Annotated in this window: 14 protein-coding genes and 1 pseudogene; 6 read left to right on the top strand and 9 right to left on the bottom strand. The window is 73.7% G+C overall.

The genetic code is table 11. The features are described 5' to 3' along the window. Window positions 1–104: 104 nt before the first annotated feature. The 4 genes from ACZ7RU_RS31140 (at window position 105) to ACZ7RU_RS31125 (ending at window position 5993) form a co-directional block, all read left to right on the top strand. Complete coding sequence (locus ACZ7RU_RS31140; RefSeq protein WP_470344308.1) at window positions 105–1337, top strand: CaiB/BaiF CoA transferase family protein; 1233 nt, start codon at window positions 105–107, stop codon at window positions 1335–1337. A 2-nt stretch (window positions 1338–1339) separates the two neighbouring features. Next, the gene (locus ACZ7RU_RS31135) at window positions 1340–2482 is read left to right on the top strand and encodes an acyl-CoA dehydrogenase family protein (RefSeq protein ID WP_470344307.1); all 1143 of its coding nucleotides are present in this window, start codon (window positions 1340–1342) and stop codon (window positions 2480–2482) included. Between the two features lie 92 nt (window positions 2483–2574). After that, window positions 2575–3789, top strand: coding sequence for an acetyl-CoA C-acetyltransferase (locus tag ACZ7RU_RS31130; RefSeq protein WP_470344306.1), 1215 nt, complete (start codon window positions 2575–2577; stop codon window positions 3787–3789). Window positions 3790–3815: 26 nt separating this feature from the next. Further along, the gene (locus tag ACZ7RU_RS31125; protein WP_470344305.1) at window positions 3816–5993 is read left to right on the top strand and encodes a 3-hydroxyacyl-CoA dehydrogenase NAD-binding domain-containing protein; all 2178 of its coding nucleotides are present in this window, start codon (window positions 3816–3818) and stop codon (window positions 5991–5993) included. A 103-nt stretch (window positions 5994–6096) separates the two neighbouring features. Here the strand turns inward: ACZ7RU_RS31125 and ACZ7RU_RS31120 are convergent, their stop codons facing one another. The 4 genes from ACZ7RU_RS31120 to ACZ7RU_RS31105 all read right to left on the bottom strand — a co-directional run bounded on the left by ACZ7RU_RS31120 (window position 6097) and on the right by ACZ7RU_RS31105 (window position 10807). Continuing rightward, window positions 6097–6873 (bottom strand): MerR family transcriptional regulator, encoded by a 777-nt coding sequence (locus ACZ7RU_RS31120; protein ID WP_470344304.1) that lies wholly within the window; start codon window positions 6871–6873, stop codon window positions 6097–6099. A gap of 208 nt (window positions 6874–7081) precedes the next feature. Then, on the bottom strand, window positions 7082–8122 hold the full coding sequence (locus ACZ7RU_RS31115) for an isopenicillin N synthase family dioxygenase (RefSeq protein ID WP_470344303.1): 1041 nt from the start codon (window positions 8120–8122) through the stop codon (window positions 7082–7084). 537 nt (window positions 8123–8659) lie between these two features. After that, window positions 8660–9418, bottom strand: coding sequence for a MerR family transcriptional regulator (locus ACZ7RU_RS31110; protein ID WP_470344302.1), 759 nt, complete (start codon window positions 9416–9418; stop codon window positions 8660–8662). Window positions 9419–9655: 237 nt separating this feature from the next. After that, window positions 9656–10807 (bottom strand): SUKH-4 family immunity protein, encoded by a 1152-nt coding sequence (locus ACZ7RU_RS31105; protein ID WP_470344301.1) that lies wholly within the window; start codon window positions 10805–10807, stop codon window positions 9656–9658. Window positions 10808–11307: 500 nt separating this feature from the next. Between ACZ7RU_RS31105 and ACZ7RU_RS31100 the strand changes: the two genes are divergently transcribed. Further along, window positions 11308–11865, top strand: a complete 558-nt coding sequence (locus ACZ7RU_RS31100) for an ATP/GTP-binding protein (protein ID WP_470344300.1) — start codon at window positions 11308–11310, stop codon at window positions 11863–11865. 42 nt (window positions 11866–11907) lie between these two features. On the opposite strand, the gene ACZ7RU_RS31095 is transcribed toward ACZ7RU_RS31100, so the two are convergent. After that, on the bottom strand, window positions 11908–12498 hold the full coding sequence (locus tag ACZ7RU_RS31095; protein ID WP_470344299.1) for a DinB family protein: 591 nt from the start codon (window positions 12496–12498) through the stop codon (window positions 11908–11910). A 124-nt stretch (window positions 12499–12622) separates the two neighbouring features. Between ACZ7RU_RS31095 and ACZ7RU_RS31090 the strand changes: the two are divergent. Next, window positions 12623–13338: pseudogene (locus ACZ7RU_RS31090) on the top strand (SAM-dependent methyltransferase). Between the two features lie 19 nt (window positions 13339–13357). On the opposite strand, the gene ACZ7RU_RS31085 reads toward ACZ7RU_RS31090, so the two are convergent. The 4 genes from ACZ7RU_RS31085 to ACZ7RU_RS31070 all read right to left on the bottom strand — a co-directional run bounded on the left by ACZ7RU_RS31085 (window position 13358) and on the right by ACZ7RU_RS31070 (window position 15980). Beyond that, window positions 13358–13930, bottom strand: a complete 573-nt coding sequence (locus ACZ7RU_RS31085; RefSeq protein WP_470344298.1) for a dihydrofolate reductase family protein — start codon at window positions 13928–13930, stop codon at window positions 13358–13360. Between the two features lie 149 nt (window positions 13931–14079). Next, window positions 14080–14829: an SRPBCC family protein gene (locus ACZ7RU_RS31080; RefSeq protein ID WP_470344297.1), complete on the bottom strand. Its 750-nt coding sequence runs from the start codon at window positions 14827–14829 to the stop codon at window positions 14080–14082. Further along, window positions 14826–15500 (bottom strand): ArsR/SmtB family transcription factor, encoded by a 675-nt coding sequence (locus ACZ7RU_RS31075; RefSeq protein ID WP_470344296.1) that lies wholly within the window; start codon window positions 15498–15500, stop codon window positions 14826–14828. Before ACZ7RU_RS31075 ends, ACZ7RU_RS31080 begins: the two co-directional genes overlap by 4 nt. A 111-nt stretch (window positions 15501–15611) precedes the next feature. Beyond that, window positions 15612–15980: a hypothetical protein gene (locus ACZ7RU_RS31070; protein WP_470344295.1), complete on the bottom strand. Its 369-nt coding sequence runs from the start codon at window positions 15978–15980 to the stop codon at window positions 15612–15614. Between the last annotated feature and the right edge of the window lie 13 nt (window positions 15981–15993).

Here is a 15993-nt window from a genome sequence, read left to right as displayed (position 1 = left end):
GGGCGGGGCTGGGTGCGGAGGTCTTGTTACTGACGGGTCGCTTGCCTATCATCCCGAGTGTTACAGCTTTACTGTCAAACCCATCGGGAAGGGTTCAGCAGCCAATGGGTGACGCGAGCAGTGGGTCGACGGCCGGGGGCCCGCTGGCGGGCGTGCGGGTGGTGGAGCTCGCCGGGATCGGGCCGGGGCCGTTCGCGGCGATGCTGCTGGGGGACCTCGGGGCCGACGTGGTGCGGGTGGACCGGCCGGAGCCCTCGCCGCTCGGTACCGACCCGGCGTACGACCTCAGCAACCGCAACAAGCGCTCGGTGCTGATCGACCTGAAGTCCCCCGAGGGCCCCGGACGGGTGCTGGACCTGGTCGAGCGGGCCGACCTGCTGATCGAGGGCTACCGGCCGGGCGTCGCGGAGCGGCTCGGGGTCGGGCCCGAGGAGTGCCTCGCGCGCAACCCGGCGCTGGTGTACGGGCGGATGACCGGCTGGGGGCAGCACGGCCCCCGGGCCGCGACCGCCGGGCACGACCTCGGGTACGCGGCGGTCGCCGGGGTGCTCGGCATGGTGGCGGCGCCGGGCGGGGCCGAGGAGCCCCCCGGCATCCCGGCCAACCTGCTGGGCGACTACGCGGGCGGCTCGCTCTACCTGGTCGTCGGCCTGCTCGCCGGACTTCACCACGCCCGCGCCACCGGTGCCGGCCAGGTGGTCGACGCCGCGATCGTGGACGGCGCGGCACACCTCGGCAGCATGCTGTGGGGCCTGCTCGCGGCCGGCCACTGGCAGGACCGCCGGGGCGTCAACCTGCTCGACGGCGGCGCGCCGTTCTACGCGGTCTACCGGGCGGCCGACGGCGGCCACCTGGCCGTCGGCGCGCTGGAGCCGCGCTTCTACGCGGAGTTCGCCCGGCTGCTGGGGCTGGGCCCGGACGCGCCCGGCCAGTACGACCTCGCCCGCTGGCCCGAACTGCGCGCCCTGATCGCGGCCCGCTTCGCCACCCGGACCAGGGCCGAGTGGGAGGCCGTCTTCGCGGGCTCCGACGCCTGCGTGGAACCGGTTCTGACGATGCGTCAGGCCGCCGCCGACGGCCACCTGTCGGCGCGCGGGACGTACGTCGAGGCGGATGGCGTCACCCAGCCCGCCCCCGCCCCGCGCTTCTCCGCCACCCCGGGCGCCCTGCGCCGCCCGCCGGCCCGCCCGGGCGCGGACACCGCCGAGGTGGCCCGGGACTGGGGCGTCTCCTCCCTCGACCCCTCTCCGGATCTTTCGGCAGACCCTTCGACCAGCCCTTCGACAGCCCCTTCGACCGACCCCTCGGCCAACGCTTCGGCAGAGCAAGGAGAGTAGCGGTGCAGCGCGAGATCTTCACCGAGCAGCACGACGACTTCCGGGCCACCGTACGGTCCTTCCTGGCCAAGGAGGTGCTGCCGCACTACGACCGCTGGGAGAAGGCCGGCATCGTCGACCGCTCCGCCTGGCTCGCGGCCGGCCGCCAGGGCCTGCTCGGCCTCGCCGTCCCCGAGGAGTACGGGGGCGGCGGCACCCCCGACTTCCGCTACGCCGCCGTGCTGGCCGAGGAGTTCGCCCGGGCCGGAGCCTCCGGCCTGGCGATCGGCCTGCACAACGACATCATCGGCCCGTACCTCACCTCGCTCGCCACCGAGGAGCAGAAGCGCCGCTGGCTGCCCGGCTTCTGCTCGGGCGAGCTGATCACCGCGATCGCGATGACCGAGCCCGGCACCGGCTCCGACCTCCAGGGCATCCGCACCCAGGCGGTCGACCAGGGCGACCACTTCCTGCTCAACGGCGCCAAGACCTTCATCTCCAACGGCATCCTCGCCGACCTGGTGATCGTGGTCGCCTGCACCACCCCGGAGGGCGGTGCGCACGGGCTGAGCCTGCTGGCGGTCGAGCGCGGCACGCCCGGCTTCGAGCGCGGCCGCAACCTCGACAAGATCGGCCAGAAGGCCCAGGACACCGCCGAACTGTTCTTCGAGGACGTCCGGGTTCCGAAGGAGAACCTGATCGGCGAACTCGACGGCGGCTTCGTCCACCTGATGCAGAACCTCGCCCAGGAGCGGCTCACCATCGCCGCCGCCGCGATCGCCGGCGCCGAGTACCTGGTCGAGATCACCACCGACTACGTCAAGCAGCGCGAGGCCTTCGGACGCCCGCTCGCCAAGCTCCAGCACGTCCGCTTCGAGATCGCCGAACTGGCCACCGAGTGCGCCGTCACCCGCGCGTTCGTGGACCGCTGCATCACCGAGCACAACCGCTGGGCGCTCACCCCGGCGGACGCCTCGATGGCCAAGTGGTGGGCCACCGAACTACAGAAGCGCACCGCCGACCGCTGCCTCCAACTGCACGGCGGCTACGGCTACATGAGCGAGTTCCCGGTCGCCCGGGCGTTCACCGACGGCCGCATCCAGACCATCTACGGCGGAACCACCGAGATCATGAAGGAGATCGTCGGCCGGTCCGTCCTCGGCTGAGCGGTCCCCGTTCTCGCCACTGTCCGCACCCTCCCGAGCTTTCCGCCCTCGGACCTCCCGCCCCTGAAAACCCGCTGAAAGGCGTTCCCACCGTGACCACCGAAGCGTACGTCTACGACGCGATCCGCACCCCGCGCGGCCGGGGCAAGGCCTCCGGCTCGCTGCACGGCACCAAGCCGATCGACCTGGTCGTCGGACTGATCCACGAACTGCGCAACCGCTTCCCCGGGCTGGACCCGGCCGCGATCGACGACATCGTGCTCGGCGTGGTCAGCCCGGTCGGCGACCAGGGCTCCGACATCGCCCGGATCGCCGCCATCGCGGCCGGCCTGCCCGACACCGTCGCCGGCGTCCAGGAGAACCGCTTCTGCGCCTCCGGCCTGGAAGCCGTCAACCTGGCCGCCGCCAAGGTCCGGTCCGGCTGGGAGGACCTGGTCCTGGCCGGCGGCGTGGAGTCGATGTCCCGGGTGAAGATGGCCTCCGACGGCGGCGCCTGGTTCGCCGACCCGATGACGGCGTACGAGACCGACTTCGCCCCGCAGGGCATCGGCGCCGACCTCATCGCCACCATCGAGGGCCTCTCCCGCACCGACGTGGACGCCTTCGCCGCCGAGTCCCAGGCCCGCGCGGCCAAGGCCCAGGCGGACGGCCTGTTCGACCGCTCGGTCGTCCCGGTGCGCGACCGCAACGGCCTGGTCGTGCTGGAGCGCGACGAGTTCATCCGCCCCGGCACCACCGTCGAGACCCTGGCCGGCCTCAAGCCGTCCTTCGCCGCCATCGGCGAGGCGGGCGGCTTCGACGCCGTCGCCCTGCAGAAGTACCACTGGGTCGAGGCCATCGACCACGTCCACCACGCGGGCAACTCCTCCGGCATCGTGGACGGCGCCGCCCTCGTCGCCATCGGCAACCGCGAGGTCGGCGAGCGGTACGGGCTGCGCCCGCGCGCCCGGATCGTCTCCGCCGCCGTCTCCGGCTCCGAGCCGACCATCATGCTCACCGGCCCCGCCCCGGCCACCCACAAGGCGCTCGCCAAGGCCGGGCTCACCGCCGCCGACATCGACCTGGTCGAGATCAACGAGGCCTTCGCCGCGGTCGCGCTCCGCTTCATCCGCGAACTCGGCTTCCGCCACGACCAGGTGAACGTCAACGGCGGCGCGATCGCGCTCGGCCACCCGCTCGGCGCCACCGGCGCGATGCTGCTCGGCACCGTGATCGACGAACTGGAGCGGCGCGACCTGCGCTACGGCCTGATCACCCTCTGCGTGGGCGGCGGCATGGGCATCGCCACCATCGTCGAGCGCATCTGACCCCCCTCCCAGACCTGGAGCACCTGATGAGCGACACCACCACCATCCGCTGGGAGCAGGACCGGGACGGCGTGGTCACCCTCGTCCTCGACGACCCCACCCAGTCCGTCAACACCATGAACGAGGCCTTCACCGCCGACTTCGAGACCGTGGTCGGGCGGCTGGCCGAGCTCGCCTCCGCCGACGCGCTGCGCGGCGTGGTGGTCACCTCCGGCAAGAAGACCTTCTTCGCCGGGGGAGACCTGCGGATGCTCTCCGCCGCCCGCCCCGAGGACGCCGAGGCCGTCTTCGAGAAGTCGATGCGGATCAAGCGCGCGCTGCGCAGGCTGGAGACCCTCGGCAAGCCCGTCGTCGCCGCCGTCAACGGCAGCGCGCTCGGCGGCGGCCTGGAGATCGCCCTCGCCTGCCACCACCGGATCGCGCTGGACACCCCGGCCAGCCGGATCGGCCTGCCCGAGGTCACCCTCGGCCTGCTGCCGGGCGGCGGCGGAGTGGTCCGTACGGTCCGGCTGTTCGGCATCACCGACGCCCTGCTGAAGTTCCTGCTCCAGGGCCGCCAGTACCGCCCGGCGCAGGCGCTGGAGCACGGCCTGGTGCACGAACTGGTCGACACCCCCGAGGACCTCGCCGCCCGGGCGCGCGCCTGGATCGAGGCCAACCCGACCGCCGTCCAGCCCTGGGACGTCAAGGGGTACAAGATCCCCGGCGGCACCCCCGCCACCCCGGCCTTCGCCGCCAACCTGCCCGCCTTCCCGGCCAACCTGCGCAAGCAGCTGAACGGCGCGCCCTACCCGGCGCCGCGCAACGTCCTGGCCGCCGCCGTGGAGAGCGCCCAGGTGGACGTCGACACCGCGATGACCGTCGAGGCCCGCTACTTCACCGAGCTGGCCTGCGGACAGACCAGCAAGAACATGATCCAGGCGCTGTTCTTCGACATGCAGGCGGTCAACTCCGGTGCCGGGCGCCCGAAGGACGTCGAGAAGCGGCTGGTCCGCAGGGTCGCGGTGCTCGGCGCCGGGATGATGGGCGCGGGCATCGCCTACACCTGCGCCAAGGCCGGCATCGAGGTCGTGCTCAAGGACGTCAGCGTCGAGGCCGCCGAGCGCGGCAAGGCCTACTCCGAGGGGCTGCTGGACAAGGCCGTCGCGCGCGGGCGCTCCACCGAGGCCCAGCGCGACGAACTGCTCGCCCGGATCACCCCCACCGGCGACGCCGCCGACCTGGCCGGCTGCGACGCGGTGATCGAGGCCGTCTTCGAGAACACCGAGCTCAAGCACAAGGTGTTCCAGGAGGTCGAGGGCGTGGTCGACCCCGACGCGCTGCTCTGCTCCAACACCTCCACCCTGCCGATCGGCCTGCTCGCCGAGGGCGTCGAGCGCCAGGCCGACTTCATCGGGCTGCACTTCTTCTCGCCGGTCGACAAGATGCGCCTGGTCGAGATCATCCGTGGCCCGCAGACCGGGGACGGCGCCCTCGCCCGCGCCTTCGACCTGGTCCGGCAGATCGACCGCACCCCGATCGTGGTCAACGACTCGCGCGGCTTCTTCACCTCGCGGGTGATCGGCCAGTTCCTCAACGAGGGCGTCGCCATGGTCGGCGAGGGCGTCCACCCGGCCAGCATCGAGCAGGCCGCCGCCCAGGCCGGCTACCCCGCCAAGGTGCTCTCCCTGATGGACGAGCTCACCCTCACCCTGCCGCGCAAGATCCGCGACGAGTACCGGCGCTCGGTCGAGGCCGTCGGCGGCACCTGGACGCCGCACCCGGCCGACGCGGTGGTCGACCGGATGGTCGACGAGTTCGGCCGCCCGGGACGCAGCGGCGGCGCGGGCTTCTACGAGTACGGCGAGGACGGCAAGCGCGGGCGGCTCTGGCCGGGGCTGCTGGAGCACTTCGGCGGCTCGCCCGCCGACGTCCCCTTCGAGGACCTCAAGGAGCGGATGCTGTTCAGCGAGGCGCTGGACTCGGTGCGCTGCCTGGAGGAGGGCGTGCTGACCTCGGTCGCCGACGCCAACGTCGGCTCGATCCTCGGCATCGGCTTCCCGGCCTGGACGGGCGGCGTGTTCCAGTACATCAACGGGTACGAGGGCGGCCCGGCCGGCTTCGTGGCCCGCGCCCGCGAACTCGCCGCCGCGTACGGCGAGCGGTTCGCGCCGCCGGCGCTGCTGGAGCGGGTCGCGGCCGAGGGGCGGACCTTCACGGACTGACGTCCACGGACCGGCCTTGACGGACCGACCGGTGGGTTGGTCCGGGCTCCGGTGAGGCCGTGCGGTGCACGGCCCCACCGGGGACCTGCTACAGCTCCTGCTGCTACTGCTCCTTGTCCTGCTCCTGGCGCAGCTCCTCGCCCAGCTCCTCCCGCAGGTACCGCTGGAAGGCCGTGACCAGCGCCTGCGCCACCATGGGCTGGATGTGGTCGGTCAGCGCCCGCATCCGGGCCAGCTCCGCCGGCTCGGGCTCGCTCTCCCGGTACGGCTTCCACACCGTCTCGCGGAACAGCCGCTGCAGCTCCCGTGCCGTCGCCCGGCTGTGCTCCAGCACGACCGCCCGGGCGGCCAGCAGCGTCTCCAACGGGATCGGCACGTCCAGGATCCGCACGCCCAGCGGCAGCAGGCCGGGATCCACCCGGAACACCTCCGGATCGTCCGTCCGCTCCAGCGCCCCCATCGCGGTGAGCCGCTCGACCTGCTCCTCCGTCAGCCCCCGACCGGCCCGGCGCTCCAGCTGCGCCCTGGTGGCCTCCTCCGGGGCCTCCGGCGTCCAGGACGCCACCAGCGCCCGGTGGATCGCCAGGTCCAGCGGGGTGCTGTCCTCCGGCAACCGCGCCAGGTACCGCTCGATCGCGGCCAGCGTCAGCCCCTGCCGCTGCAGTTCCTCGATCAGCTCCAGCCGGTCCAGGTGCGCCGCCCCGTACAGCCCCACCCGCCGCGGCCCCAGCTCCGGCGGCGGCAGCAGGCCCTTCGTCCCGTAGAACCGCACCGTCCGCACCGTCACCCCGGCCCGCGCCGCCAGCTCGTCCACCGTCAGCCGCGGCCCGGCTCCGGTCCCGGCTCCGGCCGTGGCCCCGGCCCCGCCGTGCTCCCCCATCTGCCGCCTCCCGCGCTGGCACACTCCTGCTGTGACAGCAGCAGTGTGACAGTGCGCTCCACGCCCGGTCCACCGACGGGAGAGGAAGGGGGGTCCGGTGTGCGGCGAGGTGTGGGGGCGGGTGGGCTCGGCCGGGTACGCCGACGCCCCTGCCCTCCGCCGGGGGTCCGGCTTCGGGCAGGGGCGTCGGGGCGGTGCGTGCCCCGGGTCAGGCGAGGGCGGGGTGGTGGCGGCGGGTGACCTCGGGGTGGGCCCTGGTGTAGCCCTTCCACTCGTTGAGGCCGAAGTCGGCGAAGAGCGGGTTGTCCGGGTCCTCGGTGGCGCCCGGGGCGTGGTGGGCGAGCGGGAAGTCCAGCGGCTCGATGTGGGCGTCGAGGCGGGGGTTGTAGAAGAACGGCACCGAGAAGCGCTCGCGGGCGCCGGGCGGGCTGACCACGCGGTGGCTGGTGGCCTTGAGGTAGCCGTCCGTGGCCACCTCCAGCAGCTCGCCGAGGTTGACGACGAAGGCGCCGTCGAGCGGCGGGACGTCCAGGAAGGTGCCGTCCGCGCGCTCGACCTGGAGGCCGCCGACGGTGTCCTGCAGCAGCAGGGTGATGAAGCCGTAGTCCTTGTGGGCGCCGACGCCCTGCCCTGCGCCGTCCGGGGCGGTGCCGGGGTAGCGGACCAGCTTCAGACGCAGGTGGGGGTGGCCCGCGAAGGCCTCGTCGTAGAAGTCGGGGCGGGCGCCGATCGAGGTGAGGAGTTCGTGCAGCAGACGGCGGGCGACCGCGCCGAGGTGGTCGATCCAGCCGAGCGCGGCGGTGCGCAGCTCGGGCAGTGCCGCGGGCCACTGGTTGGGCCCCTCCAGCCACCAGTACGGGGGCTCGCCGGTGCCGGGGACGTGCGGGGGCAGCTCGGCGCCGATGTCCAGCTGGTCGCGCCAGTCCTGGCTGCCGCCGGTGCGCTCGTCACCGGTGCGGGTGTAGCCCCGGTAATGGGGGGAGTTGAGGTTGCTCACGGCGAGCCGGTCGGCCTCGGGGAGCGTGAAGAAGGCGCGCATCGCCCGGGTGAGCGCGGCGGTCTCCTCCGGGGTGACGCCGTGGCCGACGAGCTGGAAGAAGCCGACGCCGGTGGCCGCGGAGCGGAGCTCGTCGTGCAGCCTGCGGCGGTCCTCCGGGCTGCCGTCGGCGAGCGAGAGGTCGATCACCGGGAGGGCGTCCGGGGCGGATCCGGCACCGGTTTCGGATATGGGGGTGTACTGCTGCGTCATGTGTGACATCCGCTGGGTCTCGTCCCGGCTGGTCCCGGTGGTCGACCGGGGACGGCCGGAGCAGTGCCTGGTGCGGCGGGTGCTCGGGAGCCGGGAGGTGGTGGCGACCGGGCAGGGGTCGCCGTTGAGGGTGGTGGCGCGAGGTTCAGCCGGAGCGTCGACAGGACATGGTCGTCACGCGGAGCAGGTCCACGTGGCGGCGGCGAACAAGGATGAGCACCCCACCAGCCTAATTGACCCGTTCCGCGGCAGGCGAGCCCCCTGCGGCGGAGGGCCACTCACCACTTGTCGGTGACCTATCAAGTTAGGGGATGGCGGTGCCGGTGGTGCTGCCGGGGGCCGCCGGTGGTGGGGCCGCTGACACTCGGCGGCCTGGCGCCGGCCGTGCTCGGCGCCGCCCTCCCGGCCGCCTGGGCGGCCGCAACCGGACGGTCACGGCGCTGCGGACGCAGTGAGATGAAGCGCAGGCGGGGGAGGGCCGGGAGCCGGGCTGGACACGGCGTCCAGCCAGGGCTCTCCGGCCCCGCCCGGCCCGGATCAGGACAGCCGCGCCGCCGCGTACGCCTCCATGGCGGCACGCTGGTACGCGGCCAGGCCCGGGGTGATGGCCTCGTACGCGGCGCTCCACTGCTCGTTCTCGGTGCAGGAGCGGGCGATCGCCAGGTACTCCTCGGCCGGGACCGACCGGATGGCGCCGAGCAGTCGGTACTCCTCGTCGACCGCGCTCTGCACGGGCTCGGCGTCGGCGGGGTGGCCGGCCGCCATCAGCTCGGCCAGGTGGATCATGCGGGTGGTCCGCTCGCGCTGTCCGGCCTCGACCTCGGCGGGGGTCATCGCGGCGGTCGCGCGCCGGGCCGCCTCGGCGTGCTCGGGGAAGTCGCGCAGGCTCGCGTCGACGTCGTCGGGCTGGACGCCTTCGAACAGGTTCTCGGGGCGGTTGATGGTCATGGGTGTGCCGTCCTTCCGGGAGCGTTCCAGGTCGGCGATCGTGCGGGAAACGGTGACGGCCAGGGCGTCGAGCCGGTCGCGCTCGGCGACCAGCCGGCGGCGGTGGCCCCGCAGGGCCTCCAGCTCGTCCACCTGATCGCCCAGGATCCGGGCGATCTCGGTCAGCCGTACGCCCAGCGCCCGCAGCACCAGGATCTGCTGGAGCTGGAGCAACTGCCTCTGCCCGTAGTAGCGGTGGCCGTTGGAGCCGATCCGGGCCGGGGGCAGCAGCCCGATCTCGTCGTAGTGCCGGAGCGTCCGGGCGGTCACGCCGGACATCCGGGCCACTTCGGCGATGGGCCAGTCCATGGCTGCCTCCCTCCTTTCCACGTCCCCGCGTTCGCGTGGACCGGGGCCGGTCCTCCGGCCCCGGTCACGACGGTAGAAGCTGCCGTTGCGGCAGCTTCAAGCCCGAGGCGCCGGTCCGTTCCCGACAGCCCCCGGCTGTCCCCGACAGCCCCCGGCCGCCCCCGGTCGCCCCGCCCTCCCCGCCGCAGGCCCCGGCCCGGCCGCCGCCCGGCACCGGGGTCGGGGCGGCCGAGGCGCTCAGCCCAGCAGTCCGCCCATGTGCCCGTCCTCGGCGAGCAGCCGCCAGGAGCAGCCCGGTGAGGCGAACGCCTCCGGGTCGACGGCCTCCACCAGCCGGTCCACCACCGCGCTCAGCAGCGCCTGAGGATCGAACACCGCCCAGGTGCCCCGGGCCCGGCCGTAGTCCCAGCGGTCCCACTCGGCGCGCAGCCGCTCGTACGTCCAGAGGGCGTAGAGCAGGGCGGACAGATCGCGGTTCAGGTAGGCCTCGGGGTGGCCGTCGTCGTACCAGTCCGGCAGCTCCAGCCGGCCGGTGGCGCCGTCCAGGGCGATCGTGAGGTCGGTCGGCCAGTCCCCGAGGGCCAGGAAGTCCCGCTGGTACGGGCGCTCCTCCTCACCGTCGAAGTACTCGGGGTACGCCTCGCCCATGGTGACCAGCGGCTCCTCGCACACCCCGAACATCGCCCCGCCCAGCGGCAGACCGACCTCGGTCAGCAGCTGCCGGGTCGGACCGTGCACCAGGGCGGCGGGCAGCTCCTCGGACCGGAAGCGGTGCACCCGGCCGGGGCCGCCGTCCTGGTCCGTCAGCGCGGCCAGCTCCGCCACCAGCTCCGGGGCTATCTCGTACGCGGGCCCGCCCGGACCGCCCGGCAGCGCACCCCAGCCCAGCGCCCGCACCAGCAGCGCGGTGCCCCAGTGCGGGGGCGGCGCGGACCCGTCGCCGAACAGTCCGGGATCGACCTCCCGCAGCCGCCGCTCGGCCTCCGCCAGCACCTCCGCCGTCACGGCCGGCCCGCGCCGCCCGTCCAGCGCCTCCGGCCGCCGGGCCGCCTCGGCCACCGCGTCCACCTCACGGACCAGGCCCGCCAGCGCGGCCAGGCCGGAGGCCAGCAGGTCGCGCCGCGGGCCGCCGTTGTCCAGGAACACCTCGCCGGTCACCCCGTCCAGCAGCACCAGGCTCCCGCCGGCCGCGAACGGCGTGCAGTACTCCGTCTCCCCGAGGACGAACAGCCGCTCCGCCTCCGCCGGGAACGCCGTCAGCTCCCCGTCCCCGAGCGCCTCGAAGTCCAGGAACGCCCCCGTCGACGGCAGTCCCTCCCGCACCAGGAACTCCCGGCTCCCCGCGTGCACCACCCCGTCCGGCAACTCCGCCACCCGCTCGAACCGCACCTGTCCCACCCCTTTCCCGACCTACCCCGTGACCCACAGACCCTAGCGGCCCGGCCCGACAGCCCCGACGGGCTTGCCGTGGGGAGGTGTGCGGCGGGTGGTGGGGCGGTGGGGCCCGGGTCTGTGGCGGCGGGAGTGTTCTCCGGCGACGGCGGGCCAGGAGGTGGTGTTAGCCGGTGGACTGGTTGCTGACCGTCTCGACCTTCCATCCGTCCCGCGCCCGCCGGAATCCGATCTCCCGGCGCTCAGCACCAACTCCCCGTCCGCGCAGGCAGCATGCTCGCTACGGCGCGGCGCGAGCCGCAGCCGTCGAGGTCGACCACGTAGGTGAACGGTTCCGCGAGCTCCGCCGCAGGCCGGTCCTCCGCCCAGGCGGCGAACTCGCCACCCGTACGCCCTGTTCCGTGCCCGGCACGCCTGACTTCCCCCCGCCCCGGTAGGCCCAGGCCCGACAGCCTACGGCGCCCCTGCCGCCGCCACCGGGCCCGTAGAGTGCGGGGATGAGGCGCTACCTGCTGACCGGCACCCCGGGGGCCGGGAAGACGGCGATCCTGCGGTGGCTGGAGTGCGCGGGCTACCCGGTGGTCGAGGAGGCCGCCACGGACGTGATCGCGCTGCGGCAGGCCCAGGGCGAGCCGGAGCCGTGGACGGACCCGTCGTTCGTGGACGCGGTGGTCGCCCTTCAGCGGCGGCGACAGGAGGGGGCGGTCGGCCCGCCGGGCGAGGTGCGGTTCTTCGACCGCTCGCCGGTGTGCACGTACGCCCTGGCGGTGTACCTCGGCCATCCGGTGACCCCGGCCCTCGCCGGGGAGCTCGACCGGGTCCGGGAGGCGGGGGTCTACGAGCGCCGGGTGTTCTTCGTGGAGAGCCCGGGCTTCGTCACCCCGACCGGGGCGCGGCGCATCTCGTACGAGGAGTCGCTGCGGTTCGAGCGGATCCACCGGGAGGCCTACGCCGAGTTCGGGTACACGTGCGTCCCGATCGCCCCGGGGCCCCTCGCCGACCGGGCGGCGGCCGTCGTACGGCACGTCGGCGCGGCCGCCCGGCACGGAGGCTGACGGCCCGGTTCCCCGCGCTGCCCCGCCCCCCGAAGCCCCGACTCAGGCAAACCCGCCGGCCTCCCGGGCTGCCTGCTCCACGCGGTCGTGGTGGGCCCGCCACCAGTCGGCGTCGCCGGGGGCGGTGTTGGCGCCGTCGGAGCGCTGGCCGGCGGAGCCGTCCACGAGTTCGCGGACCAGGTCGGCGTGGCCGACGTGGCGGTGGGTCTCGGCGATCATGTGGACGAGCACCCGGTGCAGGGTCTGCTCGTGGCGGGCGCCGAACGGAACCCTGCCGACGGCGTCCAGTGGCAGGGCCTCGATGGTGGCGTCGGAGTGCGCCCAGACCCGCCGGTAGCGCCCGACGATCTCCTCGGTGCTCTCGTCCGCCCGTGCCCACAGGTCGCCGTTCGGCTCGGTCCGGCCGGTGATCCACACGGGGGCCGGCTCGGGGAAGGGGCGGCCGAAGGTGTCGCCGAAGTACAGGGCCTCGGCGCCGGTGACGTGCTTGACCAGCCCCAGCAGGTTGGTCCCGGTGGGGCTGAGCGGTCGGCGCAGGTCGTACTCGGAGAGGCCTTCGAGCTTCCAGAGCAGGGCGTCACGGGCGTCCTGGATGTAGATCCGGAGGTCGGTCTTGTCGTCTGTCACGGTCATCGGATCAGTCTGTTGATCGCAGGGTGCCTGTCCATCGATTTCCGACCCCGACGATTCCTGGGTGCCAGTCAACCCGTGCCATGCTCAGGCCTGTTCACCGGGAACCCGACCCGAAGGAGCGGACATGTCCGGCGACGCCTGGTCCTGGGACGAGACGCTGTTCGCCGGAACGGCCGCCCACTACACCCGCGGCAGACTCCCTTACGCCCCCGGGCTGGCGGAGGCGCTGGCCGCCGAGGCGTTGGGACCCGACGGGCGGGGGCGGCTGCTCGACGTGGGGTGCGGGCCGGGGCCGAGGAACTGCCGGCGGGCCTCGGCACCTTCACGCTGGCGGTCTTCGGCCAGTCCTTCCACTGGATGGACCGCGACCTGGTGGCGGCGACCGTACGGCGCGTGCTGCGGCCCGGCGGCGCCCTGGCGCACGTCTCGGACCTGAAGGGTGAACCGCGCCCCACCGAGGGATTGCCGCACCCGCCCGTCCCGTACGCCGCGATCGAGGAACTGGTCCGGCGCTACCTCGGCCCGGTCCGCCGCGCCGGGCAGGGGCTGCTGCCGCACGGCACGCCGGGCGACGAGGCCGCCGTCCTCGCCCGGGCGGGCTTCGCCGGGCCGCAGCGGCTCGTCGTTCCGGGCGGGCGGCCGCTGGAGCGCACGGCCGACGACGCGGTCGCGGGTGTCTTCGCGCTCTCCTCCTCAGCCCCGCACCTCTTCGCCGGGCGCCGCCCGGACTTCGAGGCGGACCTCCGCCGGATCCTCGCCCGGACCTCGCCGTCGGGGCTCTTCTCGGAGCGGCAGCCGAGCAGCGAGGTGTTCATCCGGCGCACTGTGGAAGGACGTTGAGGGGAGGTGGGGAGAGCGGTCAGCGGACGACGTCGAGGACCTGCTTCTGGACGCCGTTCCCGTACGCCTCGTGCTCGACCAGCTTCAGCTTCTGGACGTCCTTGTCCGTCGCGCTGAACAGGCGCTTGCCGGCGCCGAGCAGCAGCGGGAAGACGAGCAGGTGGTAGCGGTCGATCAGGCCGGCGTCCGAGAGGACGTGGTTCAGGGTGGCGCTGCCGTGGACGATGATCGGGCCGCCCTCGGTCTCCTTCAGCGCGGCGACCTCGTCGAGCGAGCGGAGGATCGTGGTCTCCCCCCAGTTCGACACCAGGTCGTCCTCGGCGAGGGTGGTGGAGACGACGTACTTCGGCAGCGCCTTGTAGCGGGCGAACTCCGCCATGTCCGGCCACACCTGGCTGAACGCCTGGTAGCTGGTGCGGCCGAGCAGCATCGCGGTGGCCTCCTCCTGCTCCCGCCCCTTGATCTCGAACGCCTCGGGGAGGAACTCGATGTCCTTGAAGGTCCAGCCGGAGTTGCGGTAGCCGGGTTCGCCGCCGGGGCCCTCGACGACGCCGTCGAGCGAGATGAAGGCGGTGCTGATCAGGGTGCGCATGGGTGGTTCCTCGGTTCTCGTGCGGGCGGGTCCGGAGCGGTCGGCCACGAAGGCCCGACAGCTCGGACGGTTTCCATGGGTCTTACGGGTCTGGACGATCTGAAGGGTCTGGACGATCTGGGCGTTCTGAGCGACCTGGACGGAGCAGGTCAGGCGAGGAGCCCGGCCAGCCACTGCTGCCAGGCGGCCTCGGCTCCGTCCCCGGCCCCGACCGCAGCCGGGCCGAAGAGGTGGTGGAACATCAGCACCAGGCCGGAGCCGTGGTGGAAGGTGTAGAGCCCGTCGGCGGTGCGGACCTCCAGGCGCTCGTCGTCCGCCCAGACCACCTCACCGTCCAGCGGCGGCAGGGCCGCCGGTCCGCCGTGGACCCGGGTGCCCACGGCGGCCGGGAGCGGCAGCGACAGGGCACGGGCGAGCAGGGCCCGGACCTCCGGCTCCGGTCGGCCGCCCGAGGGCGCGGCGGCGAAGACGGGGACGGCGGTGCGGCCGGGGAAGTGGGTGAGGTACTCGCGGAGCGTGTGGAGGTGGAAGGGCCAGCCGCGGCGCAGCGCGTCGTACTCGTCCTGCCAGTCGTCGCCGAGCAGCCCGCTGTGGACGACGCGGAGCACGGTGGAGCCGCCGTCCCGCCCCTCGACCAGGTACTCGAAGGCCATGAACCGGCCGTCCTCGCCGGTGGCCGTACGGGTGGCCAGGCGCTTGCCGGGCTCGTAGGCGGTGACGACGGCCTCCTCGCGGTGGCCTCCGGTCTCCATGACGGCGGTGCCGCCCTCGCGCGGGTCCAGTTCGTTGCGGCCCATGAACCAGGAGTCGATGCCCGGTCCGGTGGCGATCGCCTCCCAGACCTGCTCCGGGCTCGCCGGGAGGGAGGTCTCCAGCTCGATCTCGAACGGGTGGGTCATCGCGGGTCCTCCTGGTTCGGCTTCTCCCCGTCCGGCCTCTCCTCGTGCGACGCGGATCCGGCGGGACCGGTCTCCGCCCCGGCTCCGGGCTGTGCGGCGGGGATCTGGTGGAGTCCGACGACCACCCGGTGGCTGCGGCCCCCGGGGGCGGACTCGTCGTGGTAGCGGCTGACGAGGGCGGCCACGGACTGGGCCAGCTCCTCGGCGAAGGCGGCCCGGTCGGCCGCGGAGGCGAACCGCACCTGGGCGTCGATGCCGAAGGTGGCGACCCGTCGACGGGCCCGGGAGGCGCCGGTCAGCAGGGTTCCGACCTCCTGCACCAGCCGGGAGCCGAGTGCCAGCAGCCAGCGGGCGGAGAGCTGGTCGGGGGAGCGGGCCGGGTCCGGGCTCACGGCGGCCAGGACGCTGGGGGAGATCACGTAGGAGGACGCGGTGGCGCGGTACACCCGTTCGGTGACGTTGCCCTTGCGGCGTTCCTCGGCGAGTTCGACGAGGCCGTGCCGCTCCAGCTCCTTCAGGTGGTAGTTGACCTTCTGCCGGGGCAGTCCCAGCCGGGCGGCCAGCATGGCGGCCGAGGCGGGCTCGGTCAGGGCGGCGAGGAGGCGTGACCGCATCGGGTCCAGCGAGGCCTCGGCCGCGGCGGGTTCTTCGATCACGGCGACTTCCAGCACCGTTCCAGGATCCAGCCGACAAAAAAATTTGTCAAGGAAAAAATGCTTGTCGGTGACCGGGGCGGCCCCGTGCCCGTGCCTCCCCCCGCGAGGCACGGGCACGGTCGTCCTTCAGGAGGCGGTCTTCCCGGGGTGCCTGTCGTGGCCGGCGACGGTCAGCCTGCACCGGCCGTCCTCGCAGGAGCGCTGGAGGCGGCCCCGCGAGACGGTCTGCATCAGGCCGATCGTCCAGCACATCGGGCAGCCGCGCAGGGCGAACAGGCCGACCGGCAGGAGGACCAGGCCGACCGGTCCGACCAGCGGGAGGAGGGCGATCGAGCCGATCAGCGAGCCGAAGCCCACCACGCCGCGCGCGACGTGCTCGGACAGGGTCCTGCTGGCGTAGTCGGGGCCCGCGGGGCGGGCGTCGGCTCCGGGCTGGGACCCGGTCGGCGTCTTGATCAGCGTCGTGGTCGTCGTCCTGATCGTCGCTTCGGTCATCGCTCTGGTCTTC

It is taken from the genome of Kitasatospora sp. NPDC114501, from assembly GCF_055633695.1.
Note: the sequence above shows the minus strand (reverse complement) of the source record. Positions and strands in the feature narration are given on the sequence as shown.